Origin of the sequence: Serratia silvae (genome assembly GCF_023282985.1) — a bacterium.
Lineage (GTDB): Bacteria > Pseudomonadota > Gammaproteobacteria > Enterobacterales > Enterobacteriaceae > Chania > Chania silvae.
This window is the reverse complement of the sequence record NZ_JAGQDC010000004.1, coordinates 38,528-58,249: the sequence shown is the minus strand read 5'-3', so window position 1 is coordinate 58,249 and position 19,722 is coordinate 38,528. Positions and strand designations below refer to the sequence as shown.

21 protein-coding genes are annotated in these 19,722 nt (G+C 56.3%); 13 read left to right on the top strand and 8 right to left on the bottom strand.

All coding sequences use genetic code 11. From position 1 onward, the window contains the following. Window positions 1-14 precede the first annotated feature (14 nt). Together hemD and hemC are read right to left on the bottom strand one after the other, a co-directional pair. On the bottom strand, window positions 15-755 hold the full coding sequence (hemD, locus tag KAJ71_RS06840) for a uroporphyrinogen-III synthase (RefSeq protein ID WP_248945026.1): 741 nt from the start codon (window positions 753-755) through the stop codon (window positions 15-17). Next, window positions 752-1,693, bottom strand: coding sequence for a hydroxymethylbilane synthase (gene hemC / locus KAJ71_RS06835; protein ID WP_248945025.1), 942 nt, complete (start codon window positions 1,691-1,693; stop codon window positions 752-754). The genes hemD and hemC overlap by 4 nt, the downstream gene beginning before the upstream one ends. 314 nt (window positions 1,694-2,007) lie before the next feature. Between hemC and KAJ71_RS06830 the strand changes: the two genes are divergently transcribed. Next, on the top strand, window positions 2,008-4,566 hold the full coding sequence (locus KAJ71_RS06830) for a class I adenylate cyclase (RefSeq protein WP_248945024.1): 2,559 nt from the start codon (window positions 2,008-2,010) through the stop codon (window positions 4,564-4,566). 37 nt (window positions 4,567-4,603) lie between these two features. On the opposite strand, the gene cyaY is transcribed toward KAJ71_RS06830, so the two are convergent. Beyond that, window positions 4,604-4,924, bottom strand: coding sequence for an iron donor protein CyaY (gene cyaY / locus KAJ71_RS06825; protein ID WP_024529533.1), 321 nt, complete (start codon window positions 4,922-4,924; stop codon window positions 4,604-4,606). A gap of 78 nt (window positions 4,925-5,002) precedes the next feature. Between cyaY and lptM the strand changes: the two genes are divergently transcribed. The 6 genes from lptM to uvrD all read left to right on the top strand — a co-directional run bounded on the left by lptM (window position 5,003) and on the right by uvrD (window position 10,657). Beyond that, a complete protein-coding gene (gene lptM, locus KAJ71_RS06820; RefSeq protein ID WP_283106672.1) occupies window positions 5,003-5,197 on the top strand; it encodes an LPS translocon maturation chaperone LptM in 195 nt (64 codons plus the stop codon). 69 nt (window positions 5,198-5,266) lie between these two features. Continuing rightward, window positions 5,267-6,091, top strand: coding sequence for a diaminopimelate epimerase (dapF, locus tag KAJ71_RS06815; RefSeq protein WP_021181537.1), 825 nt, complete (start codon window positions 5,267-5,269; stop codon window positions 6,089-6,091). Beyond that, a complete protein-coding gene (locus tag KAJ71_RS06810; protein ID WP_248945022.1) occupies window positions 6,088-6,792 on the top strand; it encodes a DUF484 domain-containing protein in 705 nt (234 codons plus the stop codon). Before dapF ends, KAJ71_RS06810 begins: the two co-directional genes overlap by 4 nt. Further along, window positions 6,789-7,700, top strand: coding sequence for a tyrosine recombinase XerC (gene xerC / locus KAJ71_RS06805; RefSeq protein ID WP_248945021.1), 912 nt, complete (start codon window positions 6,789-6,791; stop codon window positions 7,698-7,700). Before KAJ71_RS06810 ends, xerC begins: the two co-directional genes overlap by 4 nt. Next, complete coding sequence (yigB, locus tag KAJ71_RS06800) at window positions 7,700-8,416, top strand: 5-amino-6-(5-phospho-D-ribitylamino)uracil phosphatase YigB (protein ID WP_248945020.1); 717 nt, start codon at window positions 7,700-7,702, stop codon at window positions 8,414-8,416. The genes xerC and yigB overlap by 1 nt, the downstream gene beginning before the upstream one ends. 78 nt (window positions 8,417-8,494) lie before the next feature. Then, the gene (gene uvrD, locus KAJ71_RS06795; RefSeq protein WP_248945233.1) at window positions 8,495-10,657 is read left to right on the top strand and encodes a DNA helicase II; all 2,163 of its coding nucleotides are present in this window, start codon (window positions 8,495-8,497) and stop codon (window positions 10,655-10,657) included. 138 nt (window positions 10,658-10,795) lie between these two features. Here uvrD and KAJ71_RS06790 read toward each other — a convergent pair whose 3' ends face one another. Further along, a complete protein-coding gene (locus KAJ71_RS06790; RefSeq protein ID WP_248945019.1) occupies window positions 10,796-11,284 on the bottom strand; it encodes a WbuC family cupin fold metalloprotein in 489 nt (162 codons plus the stop codon). A 190-nt stretch (window positions 11,285-11,474) separates the two neighbouring features. Here KAJ71_RS06790 and ysgD point away from each other — a divergent pair, with 190 nt between their 5' ends. Together ysgD and corA are read left to right on the top strand one after the other, a co-directional pair. Next, window positions 11,475-11,564 carry a YsgD/CorL family protein gene (gene ysgD / locus KAJ71_RS23610; RefSeq protein WP_367651464.1) on the top strand — a complete coding sequence of 30 codons (90 nt, stop codon included), beginning with the start codon at window positions 11,475-11,477 and terminating at the stop codon, window positions 11,562-11,564. 166 nt (window positions 11,565-11,730) lie between these two features. Further along, window positions 11,731-12,681, top strand: coding sequence for a magnesium/cobalt transporter CorA (gene corA / locus KAJ71_RS06785; protein ID WP_248945018.1), 951 nt, complete (start codon window positions 11,731-11,733; stop codon window positions 12,679-12,681). 53 nt (window positions 12,682-12,734) lie between these two features. Here corA and KAJ71_RS06780 read toward each other — a convergent pair whose 3' ends face one another. Continuing rightward, complete coding sequence (locus KAJ71_RS06780) at window positions 12,735-12,989, bottom strand: Txe/YoeB family addiction module toxin (protein ID WP_248945017.1); 255 nt, start codon at window positions 12,987-12,989, stop codon at window positions 12,735-12,737. Beyond that, entirely contained in the window at window positions 12,986-13,237 is a 252-nt protein-coding gene (gene yefM, locus KAJ71_RS06775; protein ID WP_248945016.1) for a YoeB-YefM toxin-antitoxin system antitoxin YefM, read from the bottom strand. The genes KAJ71_RS06780 and yefM overlap by 4 nt, the downstream gene beginning before the upstream one ends. A 159-nt stretch (window positions 13,238-13,396) precedes the next feature. On the opposite strand from yefM, the gene KAJ71_RS06770 reads away from it, so the two are divergent. Further along, window positions 13,397-14,458 (top strand): AbrB family protein, encoded by a 1,062-nt coding sequence (locus KAJ71_RS06770; RefSeq protein ID WP_248945015.1) that lies wholly within the window; start codon window positions 13,397-13,399, stop codon window positions 14,456-14,458. Here the strand turns inward: KAJ71_RS06770 and rarD are convergent. Beyond that, window positions 14,450-15,337 carry an EamA family transporter RarD gene (gene rarD, locus KAJ71_RS06765; protein ID WP_248945014.1) on the bottom strand — a complete coding sequence of 296 codons (888 nt, stop codon included), beginning with the start codon at window positions 15,335-15,337 and terminating at the stop codon, window positions 14,450-14,452. The genes KAJ71_RS06770 and rarD overlap by 9 nt on opposite strands. Window positions 15,338-15,438: 101 nt before the next feature. Continuing rightward, entirely contained in the window at window positions 15,439-15,909 is a 471-nt protein-coding gene (locus KAJ71_RS06760; protein WP_248945013.1) for a thioesterase family protein, read from the bottom strand. A 202-nt stretch (window positions 15,910-16,111) separates the two neighbouring features. Between KAJ71_RS06760 and pldA the strand changes: the two genes are divergently transcribed. The 3 genes from pldA to rhtC all read left to right on the top strand — a co-directional run bounded on the left by pldA (window position 16,112) and on the right by rhtC (window position 19,649). Further along, entirely contained in the window at window positions 16,112-16,993 is an 882-nt protein-coding gene (gene pldA, locus KAJ71_RS06755; RefSeq protein ID WP_248945012.1) for a phospholipase A, read from the top strand. Between the two features lie 184 nt (window positions 16,994-17,177). Continuing rightward, window positions 17,178-19,010, top strand: a complete 1,833-nt coding sequence (gene recQ, locus KAJ71_RS06750; RefSeq protein ID WP_248945011.1) for an ATP-dependent DNA helicase RecQ — start codon at window positions 17,178-17,180, stop codon at window positions 19,008-19,010. Between the two features lie 12 nt (window positions 19,011-19,022). After that, window positions 19,023-19,649: a threonine export protein RhtC gene (rhtC, locus tag KAJ71_RS06745; protein ID WP_248945010.1), complete on the top strand. Its 627-nt coding sequence runs from the start codon at window positions 19,023-19,025 to the stop codon at window positions 19,647-19,649. Window positions 19,650-19,722 lie beyond the last annotated feature (73 nt).

Genomic DNA, 19,722 nt, shown 5'->3' with positions numbered 1-19,722 from the left:
ATCCCATAGTCAGGTTATTGTAGCGCGCGGATCAGCGCGTCATTATCTGCGTTTTCAGCTACCCGAATTGTGCTCCAACCCAGCTCCTGGGCCAGGGTAGCAAGACGTTCACTGACCACTATCAGGCGACAACGTAACAGCCACGAAGAACGATAGTAATCAGGAACTAAAGTATAGAGCTGTTGTAACATTTCACCGCTGGTCACCACCAGCGTATCGATACCGGCGCGTTGCCAGTGGGCGCTTTGCTCACTGCCATCATAGTGCACCGGGCTGCGTTGATAACATTCATAATAGCTTACCGCCGCACCCCGCTCGGCCAACGTCTCGCCCAGCAGTTCACGGCCACCATTGCCCCGCATGATCAATGCCTGTTTACCGGCGAGCTGCTGCAACGTGGGCAGCAGCAGCAGCATTTCGCTGATTTCACGTTCACGCGGATAGTCTACCGGCAGGCTGCTGATGCGATGCATTGCCAATGCGGTGGTGCGGCCAATAGCATAATAGGACAACTGGCCAGACCATTGAAGCCCGGCACGATTGATGACCGAACTGGCATAGCTGACGGCGTGCTGCGACAGGGCAAATACCAGATCGCCTGCCTGCAACTCTGCCAGCCCCTGAGGTAAGCGGGCAAGATCGTTACCGGGGGCGAAGTCGATCAGCGGTGCATGGAAGGCAACCCGGCCAAGTGCGCGCAGGCGGCTCACCAGTTGTTCCCCGGCGGGAGAAGGGCGGGTTACCAGAATGGTCATGCAGGAGGGTTTCCCTGATAAACGTCATGCAGGATCTCACGGGCACCGGCAGCCAACAGTTCTTCTGCCAGTTCTACGCCCATTTGTTCAGCCTGTGCTGACGGGCCACGGCGTTCACCGCAAACCATCTGGCTGCCGTCCGGGGCGCCGACCAGCGCACGTAACCACAGCTCATCGCCTGTCAGTTCGGCATAGCTGCCGATAGGAACCTGGCAGCCACCTTCCAACCGGGTGTTCATCGCCCGTTCGGCGCGGACACGGATTTCGGTTTCGCGGTGGTTGAGAGGGGCCAGCAAGGCGCGGGTGACGTCATCGTCAAGGCGGCATTCGATACCGACCGCGCCCTGGCCGACAGCGGGCAAGGATTCTTCCGCGCTCAGCGGGCAACGGATACGCTGTTCCAGGCCCAGACGTTTTAACCCGGCCACGGCCAGAATAATGGCGTCGTAATCGCCGTTATCCAGCTTGCCTAACCGCGTGCCGACGTTGCCCCGCAGATCGCGCACGATCAGATCCGGGCGATGGCGACGCAGCTGGCATTGACGGCGCAGGCTGGAGGTACCGACCACGCTGCCCAGCGGCAATTGATCGAGCGAGGCAAAGTTGTTGGAAACGAAAGCGTCACGCGGATCGTCACGTTCGCAGATGGTGACTAGCCCCAAGCCGGCGGGGAAGTCGACGGGCACGTCTTTCATCGAGTGCACGGCAATGTCTGCCCGGCCTTCCAGCAGAGCCAGCTCAAGTTCTTTGACGAACAGGCCCTTACCGCCAACCTTGGCCAGCGGCGTATCCAGAATGATGTCGCCGCGCGTGACCATCGGCACCAGTTCCACCTGCAGGCCCGGATGGCTAGCCATCAGGCGCTGCTGAACATAGTGTGCTTGCCATAGGGCAAGTGGGCTCTGACGGGTGGCAATTCGAATAATTTTGTCTAACATGCTGGTTACCGTTTTTATAATTCGCCGTCCATCCTACCACTGAGGATCAAAACTGTCAGTGCAAGAAGCCACAGGCGGAGAAAGGACAACGGAATCAAAGGGGCATGAGGGGAAGTTGGCGACAGTTCACACTACAGGTAAATCGTTTATAGAAGCGCTACGATAAGTGTGTCGCTTTACCTCCTTTACGGTCAATCAGCAAGGTGTTAGATTGATCACGTTTCCAGCAATAAGTCGTCAAATATTCTTCTAAACTAAAGACGCTGCGGGAATACGGGTTTTCTTCAAGCATCAGGATAATCAGGCGAGACGTCTTGTACCTCTACATCGAGACACTGAAACAAAGACTGGATGCGATCAACCAACTACGTGTCGATCGTGCCCTGGCGGCCATGAAGCCCGCGTTCCAACGGGTCTACAGTTTGCTGCCTACCTTATTGCACCACCATCATCCACTGATGCCGGGCTACCTCAACGGTAACGTTCCCCATGGCATCTGCCTCTACACGCCTGATGAAACCCAGCAAGATTATCTCAATGATTTAGAAGATAAATGGGGCAGCCCGTTTGAAAAAATGGCCACGGGCGAACTGCCGATTACGGCGCTTTATTCCATGGGCAGCACCTCCTCGATCGGCCAGAGTTGCACTTCGGATCTGGATATCTGGGTCTGCCATCAATCCTGGCTGGACAACGAAGAGCGCAACCGCCTGCAGCAAAAATGCAGCCTGCTGGAGAAATGGGCAGCCTCGATGGGAGTGGAAGTCAGCTTCTTCCTGATCGACGAAAACCGCTTCCGCCATAACGAAAGCGGCAGCCTGGGCGGTGAAGACTGCGGCTCGACCCAACATATTCTGTTGCTTGATGAGTTCTATCGCACGGCAGTGCGTCTGGCGGGGAAACGTCTCCTGTGGAACATGGTGCCGGGCGAAGAGGAAGCGCATTACGATGAATATGTGCTTTCGCTCTACTCCCAGGGCGTATTAACCCCGAATGAGTGGCTGGATCTCGGCGGATTGAGCACGCTCTCCGCCGAAGAGTACTTCGGTGCCAGCCTGTGGCAGCTGTATAAGAGCATTGATTCGCCCTACAAGGCGGTGCTGAAAACGCTGCTGCTCGAAGCCTATTCGTGGGAATACCCGAAAACTCAGTTGCTGGCGATGGGGATCAAACATCGTCTGCACCGGGGTGAGATCGTCTGCTTCGGCCTTGATGCCTATTGCATGATGCTGGAGCGCGTCACCCACTACCTGACCGAAATCAACGATACCACCCGCCTTGACCTGGTTCGCCGCTGCTTCTATCTGAAGGTCTGCGAGAAGCTGTCGCAGTCCAACAACGTCAGTACCGGTTGGCGGCGGGAAATCCTCAGCCAGGTGGTCAGTGAATGGGGCTGGGACGAAGAACGGTTGGAGATCCTAGATAACCGGGCTAACTGGAAGATCGAACGGGTGCGCGAAGCCCATAACGAACTGCTGGATGCGATGATGCAAAGTTATCGCAACCTGATCCGTTTCGCTCGCCGCAACAATCTCAGCGTCAGTGCCAGCCCGCAGGATATCGGGGTGTTGACCCGTAAACTGTACGCGGCCTTTGAGGCACTGCCGGGTAAGGTGACGCTGGTGAACCCGCAAATTTCACCAGACCTGTCAGAAAACGACCTGACCTTTATTCACGTGCCGATTGGCCGCGCTAACCGCACCGGCTGGTACCTGTACAATCAGGCTCCAGAGATGAGCTCGATCGTCAGCCATCAGCCGTTGGAATATAACCGCTATCTCAACAAGCTGGTAGCCTGGGCCTATTTCAACGGCCTGCTGACATCGCGCACCCGCTTGCATATCAAGAGCGGCAATATCTGCGATACTGCCAAACTGCAGGAACTGGTGACCGACGTGTCGCACCATTTCCCGTTGCGCTTGGCGGCACCAACACCGAAAGCGCTCTACAGCCCGTGCGAAATCCGCCATCTGGCGATTATCGTCAATCTGGAAAACGACCCGACGGCGGCCTTCCGTAATCAGGTGGTGCATTTCGATTTCCGTAAGCTGGATGTGTTCAGCTTTGGCCAACAGCAGCAATGCCTGGTTGGCAGCATCGATCTGCTGTACCGCAACTCATGGAACGAAGTGCGTACCCTGCATTTCAGCGGTGAGCAGTCGGTGCTGGAAGCGTTGAAGACCATTCTAGGCAAGATGCATCAGGATGCCGCACCTCCGGAATCGGTGGAGGTGTTCTGCTACAGCCAGCACCTGCGTGGCCTGATCCGTACCCGTATTCAGCAGTTGGTTTCCGAGTGTGTTGAGCTGCGTCTTTCCAGCACCCGCCTGGAGCCGGGCCGGTTTAAAGCCGTGCGAGTGGCCGGACAAACCTGGGGCCTGTTCTTTGAACGCCTGAGCGTGTCGGTGCAGAAGCTGGAAAACGCGGTGGAGTTTTACGGGGCGATCTCCAACAACAAACTGCATGGGCTGTCGATCAAGGTCGAAACCGATCAGGTGCATTTGCCACCGGTAGTCGATGGTTTTGCCAGTGAGGGGATTATCCAGTTCTTCTTCGAAGACACCACGGATGATAAAGGCTTCAACATTTACATTCTGGATGAGTCGAACCGGGTTGAGGTTTATCACCACTGTGAAGGGAGCAAAGAGGAGCTGGTGCGCGATGTCAGCCGCTTCTATTCCTCCTCACACGATCGCTTTACCTACGGCTCCAGCTTTATCAACTTCAACCTGCCGCAGTTCTATCAGATTGTGCATCTTGATGGCCGCACCCAAGTGATCCCATTCCGCAGCAATGTGCTGTCGAACCTGTGTATCACGGTCGCCGACGGCAATGCCGCACAGCCTCTGAAGCAACAGTTCCAGCTGCATTAATGCTTGAGGGCGCAGTATTGCGCCCCCTCTGCAAAACTCAGCTAAAACTGACCGTCTCGCCGGACTGTGTGCTGGCCGCTTCACTCAGCAACTCATAAAATTCCCGGCCGCTGCGATCGCACTGCCAGCTCTCGTCACGATAGTTAAAGTGATAGCCACCGGCCTTGGTAGCCAGCCACACCTGGTGCAACGGCTCCTGACGGTTGATCACAATCTTGCTGCCGTTTTCGAAGCTTAGCGTCATCACCCCGCCGTTGGTTTCGTAATCGATATCCGCATCACCATCAAAATCGTCCAGGGTCTGTTCAATATTCAGCATCAGTTGGTCGGCCAACTGGTGAAACTCGCTATCGTTCATAATCGATTCCTATTGCTTTTCATGATCCACCTGCGATTATAGTGAGCTTGGACGCATGAATTACAGGCATTAATGCAAATGAAAAAACAACTACGCTATGCGCTGATGGCCGTTTTGCTGGTCGGGCTCTCTGGCTGTGGCCTGAAGGGCCCGCTGTATTTTCCACCGAAGGACAAACCGGCAGAGCAACCGGTAACCAGCGCCGATACCGTTAGCAAAAACCAACAAGAACCCGCTGGCACTCAGCAGCAACCGTCGATGAGCAATCAGTAATGAGCCTTTATGGTGGCTGATGCCACCATAAATATCAGACGGTACGTCGTCCAGATAGCGGAGTATGATATGCAGTTCTCCAAAATGCACGGTTTAGGCAACGACTTTATGGTGGTCGATGCCGTTACACAGAACGTCTACTTCTCACCTGAGCTGATCCGCCGCCTGGCCGATCGGCATTTGGGTGTGGGCTTTGACCAGATGCTGGTGGTAGAACCGCCGTACGATCCCGAACTCGATTTTCATTACCGCATTTTCAATGCTGACGGTAGCGAAGTGGCCCAATGTGGCAACGGCGCCCGCTGTTTTGCCCGCTTTGTGCGCTTGAAAGGGTTGACCAACAAGCGTGATATCCGCGTCAGCACCCAGACTGGGCGTATGATCCTGAGCGTCACCGATGATGACCTGGTGTGCGTCAATATGGGTGAACCGAATTTCGATCCGCAGATCGTACCGTTTCGCGCCACCAAAGCGGAAAAGACCTACATTATGCGCGCGGCGGAACATACGGTGCTGTGCGGCGTGGTCTCGATGGGTAACCCACACTGTGTGTTGCAGGTGGACGACGTGAAAACCGCCAAGGTGGAGCTGTTGGGGCCGGTACTGGAAGGGCACGATCGCTTCCCTGAACGCGCCAACATCGGCTTTATGCAGGTGGTTAGCCGTGAGCACATCAAACTGCGGGTTTATGAACGTGGTGCAGGTGAAACGCAGGCCTGTGGCAGTGGTGCCTGTGCCGCCGTGGCGGTGGGCATTCAGCAAGAGTTGCTGGCGGAAGAGGTGCATGTCGAGCTGCCCGGCGGTAGCTTGCATATCCGCTGGAAAGGGCCAGGAGAGCCGTTATTTATGACCGGCCCGGCCACCCATGTTTATGACGGATTTATTCACCTATGAAGCAGGTTGACGATCGGATAGCCACGGGCGTTGAGCTTGATGATGAGACGGTGATGCAATTTCTGATGCAGAATCCGGACTTCTTTATGCGCAATGCGCGGCTGGTAGAACAGATGCGAGTGCCTCATCCGGTGCGGGGCACGGTATCGTTGGTGGAGTGGCATCTGGCGCGTCAGCGCAACCAAATCACCCAGTTGGAAGAAGAGATCACCTTGCTGATGGAGCAGGCCAGCGCCAACGAATCGCTGTTTGGCAGCCTGCTGCATCTACAGGCTGATTTGGCTACCGCCAGCAGCCTGCAAGATATGCTCAACCGCTTACAGCGTTGGGCGCGCGGGTTTGGGCTGGCAGGCGCGAATATCCGCCTGTTTGCCGATCGCTGGAATATTGGCGCACCGTCAGATTTCACCCATCTTGGTCTGACGCGCTCGGCGTTTGAGTCGCTGCGAATTCAACGTCTGGGTGATTGCTATCACTACCTCGGCAACCTTAATGGCCCCGAGCTGCTGCTGTTGCTGCCGCAAGCCAAACAGGTTGGCTCCGTGGCGCTGTCATTGCTGGGGGAACAGGGCGATCTCGGCATGGTGATCTTCAGCAGCCGCGATACCCAACATTATCAACAGGGGATGGGCACCGTGATGCTCGGCCAACTGGCACGTATGTTGCCAAAACTGTTGGAACGCTGGATCGAACGCGCATGACCGGCGTAGCGGCCAACCTGCAACCGCCGGTGGACGCTTTCCTGCGTTATTTAAAGGTGGAGCGGCAACTCAGCCCACTGACTCAGATCAGCTATTCGCGCCAACTGCAGGCGTTGATTACCATGGCAAGCGAGCTGGGCGTCAGCGAATGGCCGATGCTGGATGCCGCCAGAGTGCGTCAGTTGGCAGCCCGCAGTAAGCGTGCCGGGTTACAGTCTTCCAGCCTGGCGCTGCGCCTCTCCGCATTACGCAGTTTTCTGGACTGGTTGGTCGGCCAGGGCGTGATAAGCGCCAACCCCGCCAAAGGCATCCGCACTCCGCGCAGTGGCCGTCATTTGCCGAAAAATATCGACGTCGATGAAATGAACCAGCTGCTGAACATCGATCTCAACGATCCGTTGGCGGTTCGCGATCGTGCCATGCTGGAGGTGATGTACGGGGCCGGGCTGCGTCTGGCCGAACTGGTGGGTCTGGATTGCCGCCATGTCGATCTGGTTGGTGGTGAAATCTGGGTGCTGGGGAAAGGCAGCAAAGAACGTAAATTGCCAATAGGCCGCACGGCGATCACCTGGCTGGAACACTGGCTGGAGTTACGCGATTTGTTTGCGCCACAGGATGATGCCATGTTCCTCTCCAATCAGGGTAAGCGCATCTCGGCGCGTAACGTACAAAAGCGTTTTGCCGAGTGGGGCGTCAAGCAGGGTGTCAACAGCCATATCCATCCGCACAAGCTGCGCCACTCTTTTGCCACCCATATGCTGGAATCGAGCGGCGATCTGCGCGCGGTGCAGGAGTTGCTGGGGCACGCCAACCTGACCACCACGCAAATTTATACCCACCTCGACTTTCAACATCTGGCGAACGTGTACGATGCCGCGCATCCGCGTGCCAAACGAGGGAAATCCTGATGCACTTTTACCGTCCGTTACGCCCGCTGGCCGCGCTGACTTTCGATCTGGACGATACGCTGTATGACAACCGTCCGGTGATCAAGCAGACCGAACATGAATCGGTGGCGTTTTTGCAGAACTACCATCCGGGGTTGAGCCACTTCCAGTCGGCGGATTTCCACCGCCTGCGGCAGGAACTGCGTGAACAGGACCCGGAGATTTACCACGACGTTACCCAATGGCGTTGGCGGGCGATCCACCTGGCGTTGAGCCGTCAGGGGCTGCGCGATGCTGAAGCGTCCATCGGTGCCGATGCCGCCATGCAGAACTTTGCCCTGTGGCGTAGCCGGATCGATGTGCCGGAAGCCACTCACGCTACTTTGCGGGCGTTGGGGCAACGTTATCCGCTGGTGGCGATCACCAATGGCAATGTCGATCCGGCCCAGTGTGGGTTGGAGCAATACTTCCAGTTTGTGCTGCGCTCCGGGCCAGATGGCCGCGCCAAGCCGTATCAGGATATGTATCAACTGGCGGTCGAAAGGTTGGGTGTGGCGCCAGAACAAATCCTGCACGTTGGGGATGACCTGACCACCGACGTTGCCGGGGCGCTGCGTTCGGGCCTGCAAGCCTGCTGGATCAATGACCGTCAGCGCAGCCTGATGCAGGTAGCTGACAGCCGTTTGCTACCACATATTGAGATTTCGCAGTTGGCATCGTTGACAGCATTGTTATAATCCCAGCAGAAATCTGTATAAATTCCCAGTGGAAAGCGCGTGGAAGGCGGGTTTTCCCTTTACCAATCAATGGTGCCTATGGACGTTTCCGACCTGCTCGACAGCATGAATGATAAACAACGTGAAGCCGTGGCTGCGCCACGCAGCAACCTGTTGGTGCTGGCTGGTGCAGGCAGCGGCAAGACCCGGGTGCTGGTGCATCGCATTGCCTGGCTACTGGCGGTAGAGAACTGCTCGCCGTACTCCATTATGGCCGTGACCTTCACCAACAAGGCGGCGGCAGAGATGCGCCACCGTATCGAACACTTGATTGGCACCAGCCAGGGCGGCATGTGGATCGGCACCTTCCACGGCTTGGCACACCGCCTGTTGCGCGCCCATCATATGGACGCCAACCTGCCGCAGGACTTCCAGATCCTGGATAGCGAAGACCAGCTGCGCCTGCTGAAACGCATTGTGCGGGCGCTGAATATTGATGAGAAGCAATGGCCGCCGCGCCAGGCGATGTGGTACATCAACGGCAAGAAAGACGACGGCCTACGCCCACAGCATATCGAAAGCTACGGCAACCCGGTGGAAGCCACCTGGCTGCGGATCTATCAGGCTTATCAAGAGGCTTGCGACCGTGCAGGGCTGGTCGATTTTGCCGAACTGCTGCTGCGCGCTCATGAGCTGTGGCTGAACAAGCCGCATATCCTCAATCATTATCGCGAGCGCTTCACCAATATCCTGGTGGACGAATTCCAGGACACCAACCGCATCCAGTACGCCTGGATCCACATGCTGGCCGGGGGCAAGGCCAACGTGATGATCGTGGGGGATGATGACCAGTCGATCTATGGCTGGCGTGGGGCGCAGGTGGAGAACATCCAGCGTTTCCTGAAGGATTTCCCCGGCGCACAAACGGTACGTCTGGAGCAGAACTACCGCTCGACCAGCACCATTCTGAAGGCCGCCAACACCCTGATTGCCAATAACGACGGGCGCATGGGCAAAAACCTGTGGACCGAAGGGGCCGAAGGCGAGCCGATCTCGATTTACTGCGCGTTCAACGAGCTGGATGAAGCCCGCTTTGTGGTTAACCGCATCAAGGCATGGCAAGACAACGGCGGCGCGCTGAACGACTGCGCCATCCTGTATCGCAGCAACGCCCAATCGCGCGTGCTGGAAGAGGCCTTGCTGCAAACTGCCATGCCATACCGAATTTACGGCGGCATGCGCTTCTTTGAACGTCAGGAGATCAAGGATGCCTTGGCCTACCTGCGTCTAATCGCCAATCGTAACGATGATGCGGCCTTTGAGCGCGTCGTGAATACCCCAACGCGCGGTATTGGTGATCGTACCCTCGACGTAGTGCGCCAGGCGGCACGAGACCGTCAACTGACGCTGTGGCAGGCTACGCGTGCGCTGCTGCAAGATAAGGTGCTGGCGGGCCGTGCAGCGTCCTCTCTGCAGCGTTTTCTGGAGTTAGTGGACTCATTGGCCCACGAAACTGCCGAAATGCCGCTGCATGTGCAAACCGACCGGGTGATCCGCGATTCCGGGCTGTTTATCATGTATGAGCAGGAGAAGGGCGAGAAAGGCCAGGCACGTATCGAAAACCTTGAGGAACTGGTCACGGCCACGCGCCAATACAGCTACCAGGATGAAGATCAGGATCTGATGCCGTTGCAGGCCTTCCTGTCCCATGCCGCGTTGGAAGCGGGAGAAGGGCAGGCAGATGCCTATCAGGATGCGGTTCAACTGATGACCCTGCATTCGGCCAAAGGGTTGGAGTTCCGCCAGGTGTTTATCGTCGGCATGGAAGAGGGCATGTTCCCTAGCCAGATGTCGCTGGACGAAGGTGGCCGCCTGGAGGAGGAACGCCGCCTGGCCTATGTTGGCCTGACCCGTGCGATGCAAAAGTTGACGCTGACCTATGCGGAGACTCGCCGCCTGTATGGCAAAGAGGTGTATCACCGGCCATCACGCTTTATCGGTGAGATCCCGGAAGATTGTGTGGAAGAGGTGCGCCTGCGGGCCAGCGTCTCTCGCTCGGTGAGCCACCGCCGGATGGGGACGCCAATCAGTGAAAACGACACGGGTTACAAGCTGGGACAGCGCGTGCGCCATGCCAAGTTTGGCGAGGGCACCATCGTCAACCTGGAAGGCAGCGGTGAACACAGCCGGTTGCAGATTGCGTTCCAGGGCGAAGGTATCAAGTGGCTGGTGGCGGCTTACGCCAAGCTGGAAACGGTATAGGATTCGCGCCTACAGCTAACAATCTGTGACTTCAATATTTACCCTATGGATTTCGAGTCGTAGCTAGGCGGTAAGCGTAGTTATCTCCAGGAGCTTACGTTAGTAAGTGACTGGAGTAACTACGTGAAGCCAACAATGCTACGGCTTGAAAGACGACGGGTAAAAGCGGTCGCCCACTTTGGCGGTGGCATACCAGCGCATCACCGCTTCGATCCCCTCACCACCTTCCGGTGGCGCCCAATGCATACAGTCTTCTTCGCTGAGCGCCTGATAGGGGCCCTGCTTCACTTCAAACACTACGCCACCTGGATCGACAGACAGCACGGCATGCCAGGTAAACGCTGGCATCTCCAGCACCTTGGTTTCTTCGCCTAGCAGGGTGCGTTGGGTGACCACGCCTTCGTCATTGAACTGCAACACCACGAAACGGCCACGCAGCGGGGTGAGTAACTCCCAGGTCTGCGGGTGACGGTGCGGGCGAATATAGGTGCCCGGCTCCATGGCAATTGCCAGGCGCTGCACCGGATCGCTCAATTCTTCATGCAAGGTACGGTGGGCACGCAGGCGTGGCAGTGTGGCAGCCTGTTCGCTCATGGTCGTCAAGTCGCGGGCGGTAATCTGTTTCATGTCGTCAATCCGCAATATTTCTGTGCGCTAATCTTAGCAAGATTCCTGGTCGCGGTCAGAGATCGCAACGAGGTTTTCCATCAGGTGTGGTCAAGGTTGCGGGAGTGTTACAAACTGGCCGCGAGCGTGATGAATTGTTGCGCGATTATCCGTCCTAACCGGTTGACAGGCTTTTTCTTCTCGGCGTAACATGCGCGCACGAATCTCAATGAGGACACACGCCTTGGACACACCCAGTAGATACTGGCTCACAGACCTGGACACCAGGTACAACTTCTAAGGCTATCCCATTGCGCTGATACCCTTCGTGGTTGTCAGCGGCCCTCTAAAGCGTCGCTCCGAGTCAGATCTCTTCATGGTCTGGAACGAGCCGGTATTACATACTTCCCTCGCTTTCTGTGCTTCAATGCGTTGTCTACCCCGTTACCATTAGGGAGTTTTGGCACATGCTAAGCGCTTTTAAATTAGATAACAGCCGCTTATCCCGTCTGGAGTTGGATGACTCAGATGATTTGACCTCGTCGCTGTGGGTTGATCTGGTCGAGCCGGAAGAGGGCGAACGCGAGCGCGTGCAAAGTGAGTTGGGCCAGAGCCTGGCGACACGCCCCGAATTGGATGATATCGAAGCCTCGGCCCGTTTCTTCGAAGACGATGACGGCCTGCATATCCACTCCTTTTTCTACTACGAAGATGCTGAAGATCACGCGGGCAACTCCACCGTGGCATTCACCATCCGCGATGGCCGTCTGTATACCCTGCGTGAGCGCGAACTGCCTGCTTTCCGGCTTTACCGGATGCGTGCGCGCAATTTGCGAATGGTGGATGGCAACGCCTACGAGCTGCTGCTGGATCTGTTTGAAACCAAAATTGAGCAGTTGGCCGATGAGATCGAAAACGTCTACAGCGATCTGGAAAAGCTCAGCCGGGTGATTATGGAAGGGCATCAGGGCGACGAATATGATGAAGCGCTGTCTACGCTGGCCGAGCTGGAAGATATCGGTTGGAAAGTACGCCTGTGCCTGATGGATACCCAACGCGCGCTGAATTTCCTGGTGCGCAAGGCGCGTTTGCCAACCAGCCAGTTGGAGCAGGCACGGGAAGTGCTGCGCGATATCGAATCCCTGCTGCCCCATAACGAATCGCTGTTCCAGAAGGTCAACTTCCTGATGCAGGCGGCGATGGGTTTCATCAACATCGAACAGAACCGCATCATCAAGATCTTCTCGGTGGTATCGGTAGTGTTCCTGCCGCCGACGCTGGTGGCCTCAAGCTACGGAATGAACTTTGAGTTTATGCCTGAGCTGCGTTGGTCGTTCGGCTACCCTGGGGCGATTGCGTTGATGATCGTGGCGGGGTTGGCTCCTTATCTCTACTTCAAGCGCAAGAACTGGCTTTAAGCTGATTGGATCAGGGGACATTTTTTATGTCCTCGATTCTATGCGTTCAGTTATTAATAATGATAACGGCATGAAGCGATAAGTAGGCTGTCTTCTGTTACCTGATAGACCAGCCGATGTTCGGAATCTATACGCCGTGACCAAAAGCCTGACAGGTTATGCTTGAGAGGTTCGGGTTTACCTATTCCCGCGAGGGGGGAACGCTTTATATCTTTAATCAGTTCGTTGATTCTCTTCAGCATTTTCTTGTCGGTCTGTTGCCAATACAGATAATCAGCCCAGGATTGTTCTGAAAAGATAATCCTCACTCAATCAACTCCCTTTCAGTTCCTTGACCTGCCTTGAGCTCGGCAATTGAATCCATCAGATGACGTGCATTAGAGGGGGAGCGTAACAGGTAAGCGGTCTCTTCCAACGATTCGTATTCGGCCAAGGACATGATCACACAGGCCGTGCCTTTTTGACGAGTGATCAGGATAGGTGCCCTATCATCCACAGTTTCATTCATCACGCTGGCAAAGTTCTGTCTTGCATCACTAAAGCTTAATGTTTTCATATTTCCTCCTAAGGATGTACGTATTATTGTACGTCGACGTATATACAAAGACAAGTACATACCCGTGCTGGCATAGCCGATCGCAGTTTGAAAGACGACGGGGGTTAAACCGGGGTAGAATACCCTCACTGCTTATCGGCTCGTAAGGCATGCGTCTTGATGGAGAAGTTCCCGCGCGTCATTCAATGGCTGATCCTGCTGCTGGCTTCGCTGGCGTTGGGGTTTGGTCTACAGGCCTTCCATGTTCCTGCCGCCTTGCTGCTGGGGCCAATGATTGTCGGCGTCGCGATGGGGTTGCTCGGTGCTTCGGTGCGCATTCCTGCTCCCTTCTTTATCGCCGCCCAAGCCATATTGGGCTGCATGATCGCCCAAAGCCTTTCCCCAAATATTTTAACTCCCCTGTTGGATGACTGGCCGCTGGTGTTGCTGGTACTGATTGCGACGCTGTTGGCGAGTGGTGTCTCCGGCTGGTGCCTGGTGCGTTTCAGTGGGCTACCTGGCCCAACCGGTGCTTGGGGATCCTCCCCCGGTGGTGCATCGGCCATGGTGGCGATGGCGGGAGATTTCGGCGCGGATGTGCGGCTGGTGGCGTTTATGCAGTATCTGCGCGTGCTGTTTGTCGCGACGGCGGCAGCGGTCGTGGCGCGTATCGGCCTGGGAGATGAAGCTGGGCAGGGGAGCGCGGCTCTTGAGTGGTTCCCCGCCCTCGACTGGCGCTTTGCTGGCACCTTGGGCGTGGCTGTTATCGGCTCCTGGTTAGGACCGCGCCTGCGCATTCCTTCCGGGGCGCTGATGTTGCCGATGATCGCGGGAGCGGCATTGCATTCTACCGGCACCATGACGTTACAGGTGCCCGAATGGCTGCTGGCGTTGGCCTACACGTTGATTGGCTGGAGCGTTGGGTTGCGTTTTACCCGGCCGATCTTCCTGCTGGCGTTGCGCACCTTGCCGCAGATGGTGGTATCGATTGTCGCGCTGATGCTGTTTTGCGGCGGGCTGGCGTGGATGTTGACCCAGTTCCTGCCGGTCGATCTGCTGACGGCTTATCTGGCCACCAGCCCCGGCGGGTTGGATACCGTGGCGATCATCGCCGCAGGCAGTCGGGTCGATATCACCTTTGTGATGGCGATGCAGACGCTGCGGCTGTTTACGATTTTGCTGACCGGCCCGGCGATGGCCAGATTCATCTCTAACCACGCCCTGCCCGCGCAATCAACGTAGCTTTCGTTGCTGGTATAAGGCATCTAACAGGAACAACACCAACGCTGCCCAGATAAAGCCGAAGGTCACCAGCTTATCCTGGCCGATGGTTTCACCGTAGAAGGTAACCGCCAGCAGAAACATCAGCGTCGGCCCCAGGTATTGGAAGAACCCGAGCGTTGACAGGCGCAGGCGAGTGGCCGCCGCGGTAAAGAACAGCAGTGGAACGGTGGTGACCACCCCGGCGGCAACCAGCAGTAAATTCAGCGACCAGGGGTTGGCGCTCAAATGGCTGGTTGGGCTGTCGGCAATCAGGAACAGGTAGATAGCGGCCACCGGCAGCAACCACAGGGTTTCGATCAGCATGCCGGTTTGTGCATCAATGGCAATCTTCTTGCGCAGCAGGCCGTAGAAGGCAAAGCTGAAGGCTAAGCCAAGCCCGATGATCGGCAGCGAGCCAAACTGCCACAGTTGCACCAGCACCCCGGTAAAGGCCAAGGCTACGGCCACCCACTGCATACGGCGGAAACGCTCACCCAGGAACAGCATTCCCAGCAGCACGTTCACCAGCGGGTTGATGAAATAGCCCAGGCTGGCCTCCAGCATATGGTGGTTATTCACCGCCCAGATAAACAGCAGCCAGTTCCCTCCTACCAACAGTGCGGTGATGGCCAGCAGCAGTAACCGTTTGCGGTTTTTACAGGCGGCCCGCACCTGCGGCCAGTTGCGGCCCAATGACACCAATCCCAGCATAAAGAAGAACGACCAGATGACCCGGTGGGTGAGGATTTCATCAGCAGGGACTTGTTGGATCAGCTTGAAATAGGCGGGGGCGATACCCCAAATAAAATAGGCGGCCAGGGCAAAGAAAATGCCCTGCCGCGTCTGTTGAGCGTCCATGACGGTTACCGGGTGGGAAAAGGAGATGCGGTGATTTTACTGAAGTTAACCGGTCATGTCCCATAATTGTGTGGTTTGTGGAGCACAACCGGCTGGCACCCTTAGCCCACCAGGTAGGTGGCGGTGGCGCTGGCGATGTGTAAGCCATCGTGGTTGTGCAGCTCAACGCGTGCTACAGCCACTTTATTACCGCTGCGCAGTACGCTGGCGGAAGCGACAAAATGCTCACCGCGGCCTGGGCGCAGATAGTCGACGCGCAGATCGATTGTCCCCATGCGCGACAGGCGGGCTGCCAGTTCTTCTTCGATCAGCGGGTCATGGCGCATCAGTACGCTGCCCACGCACGCCAGCCCGGCGGCAACATCCAGTACAGAGGCGATCACGCCGCCATGCAGGATATTCTGGGCAGCATTGCCCACCAGCTTAGGCTGGTTGGTAAAGCTCAATTCAACGTAGTCGTCCTCAAAGCGGCGTAGCTCCAGCCCCAGTTCACGGTTAAACGGCATGTGATAGACGAAGATTTCGCCTATTTTCTGGCGGGCAGCTTCGAGGGTTAAGGGTGTGTGTGACATAGTTCCTTTCTTCATTTGAGTTTTGTCAGCCGATATACTGGTCAGTCCAGGTTAATGACTTGTGGATTTTATGCTTATCTTTTGTTGCTTTCCAGGGGCGCCAGATAAATGTATTCACTAGTGCGGTAAACCCTGCAATGTGTGTAAAATGACCTGCTTTTATTTCTGGATTTTTCCTTATCTTTCGAGAGTGAACAAAATTATGCGCGTTCTGTCTGTGGTTGTGATGGCGATGCTGTTTGCGCCAGTAGTGGTGCAGGCCGATGAGGCCAGCAGTGAGCAAAAGAATCTGAATAAACCGGCGGTTCGTGGCAGCATCATCGGCAATATGCTGCAACACTATGATAACCCGTTTACTCTCTATCCTTATGAAACGAACTACCTGCTTTACACCACCACCAGCGATCTGAACAAAGAGGCCATCAAGTCCTACAATTGGGCGGAGAACGCACGTAAAGATGAGGTGAAGTTCCAGCTCAGCCTGGCGTTCCCAATCTGGCGTGGCATAGCTGGTGAGAACTCGGTACTGGGGGCATCTTACACCCAGCGTTCCTGGTGGCAGTTCTCCAACCATGACGAATCCTCACCGTTCCGTGAAACTAACTACGAACCGCAAATTTTTGTCGGCTGGGCGACGGCGTATAAGTTTGCCGGCTGGACGCTGCGTGATATCGAAGTGGGTCTGAACCATGAGTCCAACGGCCGTGGAGATCCTACTTCACGTAGCTGGAACCGTGGTTATGCACGCTTGATGGCGCAGCACGGCGACTGGCAGGTCGAGGTCAAACCCTGGTTCCGCTTTTCGGAAAACGACAGCAACGACGATAACCCGGATATCACCAAATATATGGGCTATTACCGCCTGACGGTGGGCTATGCCTTAGGGGAAAGTGTGTTCAGTGCCGAAGGCCAATACAACTGGAATAGCGGTTTTGGCGGCGCACAGCTAGGTTGGAGCTACCCAATCACCAGCCATGTGCGTTTCTATACCCAGGTGTTCAGCGGCTACGGCGAATCGATGATTGATTACAACTTCAAGCAGACACGGCTGGGTGTTGGTGTCATGCTTAACGATATTATGTAGTTTTTGATACCCGTCGTCTTTCAAGCCGCAGCGTTGTTACCTGCACTTACTTACCCCAGCCACTTACCCAAAAGTAAGCTCCTGGGGATAAGTAAGCTTGTCGCCTAGCTGCGATTTGAAATCTATAGGGTATATGTAGAGCGATGTCAGTCAGGCACCGTGATAGCGATAAATGGGGAAGTGTGTGTCAACCGCAGCAGTGATAAACAGAGAGTTGCTGGCAGAGCAGGTATTACGCGATACCTTCGGCTACCAGCAGTTCCGTCCGGGTCAACAAACGATTATCAACGCAATTATCGGCGGCCAGGATTGCCTGGTGGTGATGCCGACCGGCGGGGGTAAATCGCTGTGCTATCAAATCCCGGCGCTGGTGATGGATGGACTGACGCTGGTGGTATCCCCACTGATTTCCTTGATGAAAGATCAGGTTGATCAGCTCTTGGCCTATGGCGTTTCCGCCGCCTGCTATAACTCGACGCAAACGCGGGAGCAGCAGCAAGAGGTGATGGCGGGTTGTCGCAGTGGCCAGATTAAAATGCTGTATATCGCCCCCGAACGGCTGATGATGGACAGCTTCCTCGAACTGTTGGATCACTGCCCGCCGGTGATGTTGGCGGTGGATGAGGCGCACTGTATTTCCCAGTGGGGCCACGATTTCCGCCCGGAATACCGCGCACTAGGCCAGTTGAAACAACGCTTCCCGACCATGCCGGTGGTGGCATTGACGGCCACCGCCGATGAAGCCACGCGGGGGGATATTGTGCGTTTGTTGGCGCTAGACGAACCGCTGATCCAGATCAGCAGTTTCGACCGCCCCAATATCCGCTACACGCTGGTGGAGAAATTCAAACCTCTCGACCAACTTTGGCGCTTCGTGCAGGACCAGCGCGGTAAAAGCGGCATTATTTACTGCAACAGCCGCGCCAAGGTGGAAGACACCACCGCACGTCTGCAAAGCCGTGGGTTAAGCGTTGGGGCCTATCACGCCGGGTTGGACAATGAACGCCGCTCCCAGGTGCAGGAGGCTTTCCAACGGGATGATTTGCAGGTGGTGGTGGCCACCGTGGCCTTCGGTATGGGCATCAACAAACCCAACGTGCGTTTTGTGGTGCACTTCGATATTCCGCGCAACATAGAGTCCTATTATCAGGAAACTGGCCGTGCAGGGCGTGATGGTCTGCCAGCGGAAGCGATCCTGCTGTATGACCCGGCGGATATGGCCTGGTTACGCCGTTGCCTGGAAGAGAAACCGGCGGGGCAGCAGTTGGATATCGAACGCCATAAGCTCAATGCGATGGGAGCATTTGCCGAAGCGCAAACCTGCCGCCGTCTGGTGCTGCTGAACTACTTCGGTGAAGGCAAGCAGCAGGCCTGTGGCAACTGCGATATCTGCCTCGACCCGCCCAAGCGTTATGACGGCCTGGAGGATGCCCGCAAGGCGCTTTCTGCGATTGGCCGCGTTGGGCAACGCTTCGGGATTGGTTATGTGGTGGAGGTGCTACGTGGCTCCAATAACCAGCGTATCCGCGAATATGGCCATGAAAAGCTGCCGGTGTACGGCATTGGCCGCGATCAGACCACCGAACACTGGACCAGCGTGCTGCGTCAACTGATCCATCTGGGCTTTATCACCCAGAACATTGCGATGCATTCGGCGCTGCAACTGACCGAAGCCGCGCGCCCGGTGCTGCGTGGCGAAGTGGTGCTACAGCTGGCGGTGCCGCGTATTCAGAGCTTCAAGGTACGTAGCAGCGCCAACCAGAAATCCTACGGCGGTAATTACGATCGCAAGCTGTTTGCCAAACTGCGCAAGCTGCGTAAATCGATTGCCGACGAAGAGAACATCCCCCCGTACGTGGTGTTCAACGACGCAACGCTGCTGGAGATGGCCGAACAGATGCCGATCAGGGCCAGCGAGTTGTTGAGCGTCAACGGCGTGGGGCAGCGTAAGCTGGAACGTTTTGGTGCGCCATTTATGGCGATGATCCGCGCTCACCTCGACGGTGACGACGAATAAGGGGAATCACTCATGCTGATGTTGTTTTTCACGGTGGCGATGGTGCATTTGATTGCGCTGATGAGCCCAGGGCCGGACTTCTTTTTTGTATCGCAAACCGCAGCCAGCCGTTCCCGCCGCGAAGCGATGATGGGTGTCGTGGGGATTTCCCTCGGCGTCATGGTCTGGGCCGGTGTGGCGCTGCTGGGGTTGAATCTGATCCTGCAAAAGATGGCCTGGCTGCACCAGATCATCATGGTGGGCGGTGGTTTGTATCTGTGCTGGATGGGCTGGCAACTGCTGCGCTCCGCCCGTAGCCAGAATGCGCAAACTGCTCCGGCAGAAGATGTGAAGGTGGCGTTACCCAAGCCGGGCCGCAGCTTTATCCGTGGCCTGCTCACCAATCTCTCCAATCCGAAAGCGGTGATTTACTTTGGTAGCGTGTTCTCGCTGTTTGTGGGTGAGGATGTGGGGGCCGGAGCGCGTTGGGGATTATTCGCCCTGATCACCGGTGAAACCTTTATCTGGTTCACCTTGGTGGCGATCATCTTCGCGTTGCCCGCCATGCGCCGGGGCTATCAGCGGATGGCGAAATGGATCGATGGCTTAGCCGGGGTGTTATTCACCGGTTTTGGTCTGCACCTGATTTTTACCCGCTAGGCTATTTTACTTGCCATTTTGAATCCGGGCAGTGCTCGGACTCCTCACGTACTTCAACGTACGCTGCGGGTCC

Excerpts from the sequence above, each read along its gene's own strand:
- hemD (WP_248945026.1), bottom strand. The coding sequence starts at position 755 with ATGACCATTCTGGTAACCCGCCCTTCTCCCGCCGGGGAACAACTGGTG.
- hemC (WP_248945025.1), bottom strand. The coding sequence starts at position 1,693 with ATGTTAGACAAAATTATTCGAATTGCCACCCGTCAGAGCCCACTTGCC.
- cyaY (WP_024529533.1), bottom strand. The coding sequence starts at position 4,924 with ATGAACGATAGCGAGTTTCACCAGTTGGCCGACCAACTGATGCTGAAT.
- lptM (WP_283106672.1), top strand. The coding sequence starts at position 5,003 with ATGAAAAAACAACTACGCTATGCGCTGATGGCCGTTTTGCTGGTCGGG.
- dapF (WP_021181537.1), top strand. The coding sequence starts at position 5,267 with ATGCAGTTCTCCAAAATGCACGGTTTAGGCAACGACTTTATGGTGGTC.
- KAJ71_RS06810 (WP_248945022.1), top strand. The coding sequence starts at position 6,088 with ATGAAGCAGGTTGACGATCGGATAGCCACGGGCGTTGAGCTTGATGAT.
- xerC (WP_248945021.1), top strand. The coding sequence starts at position 6,789 with ATGACCGGCGTAGCGGCCAACCTGCAACCGCCGGTGGACGCTTTCCTG.
- yigB (WP_248945020.1), top strand. The coding sequence starts at position 7,700 with ATGCACTTTTACCGTCCGTTACGCCCGCTGGCCGCGCTGACTTTCGAT.
- uvrD (WP_248945233.1), top strand. The coding sequence starts at position 8,495 with ATGGACGTTTCCGACCTGCTCGACAGCATGAATGATAAACAACGTGAA.
- KAJ71_RS06790 (WP_248945019.1), bottom strand. The coding sequence starts at position 11,284 with ATGAAACAGATTACCGCCCGCGACTTGACGACCATGAGCGAACAGGCT.
- ysgD (WP_367651464.1), top strand. The coding sequence starts at position 11,475 with ATGCGCGCACGAATCTCAATGAGGACACACGCCTTGGACACACCCAGT.
- corA (WP_248945018.1), top strand. The coding sequence starts at position 11,731 with ATGCTAAGCGCTTTTAAATTAGATAACAGCCGCTTATCCCGTCTGGAG.
- yefM (WP_248945016.1), bottom strand. The coding sequence starts at position 13,237 with ATGAAAACATTAAGCTTTAGTGATGCAAGACAGAACTTTGCCAGCGTG.
- KAJ71_RS06770 (WP_248945015.1), top strand. The coding sequence starts at position 13,397 with ATGGAGAAGTTCCCGCGCGTCATTCAATGGCTGATCCTGCTGCTGGCT.
- rarD (WP_248945014.1), bottom strand. The coding sequence starts at position 15,337 with ATGGACGCTCAACAGACGCGGCAGGGCATTTTCTTTGCCCTGGCCGCC.
- KAJ71_RS06760 (WP_248945013.1), bottom strand. The coding sequence starts at position 15,909 with ATGTCACACACACCCTTAACCCTCGAAGCTGCCCGCCAGAAAATAGGC.
- pldA (WP_248945012.1), top strand. The coding sequence starts at position 16,112 with ATGCGCGTTCTGTCTGTGGTTGTGATGGCGATGCTGTTTGCGCCAGTA.
- rhtC (WP_248945010.1), top strand. The coding sequence starts at position 19,023 with ATGCTGATGTTGTTTTTCACGGTGGCGATGGTGCATTTGATTGCGCTG.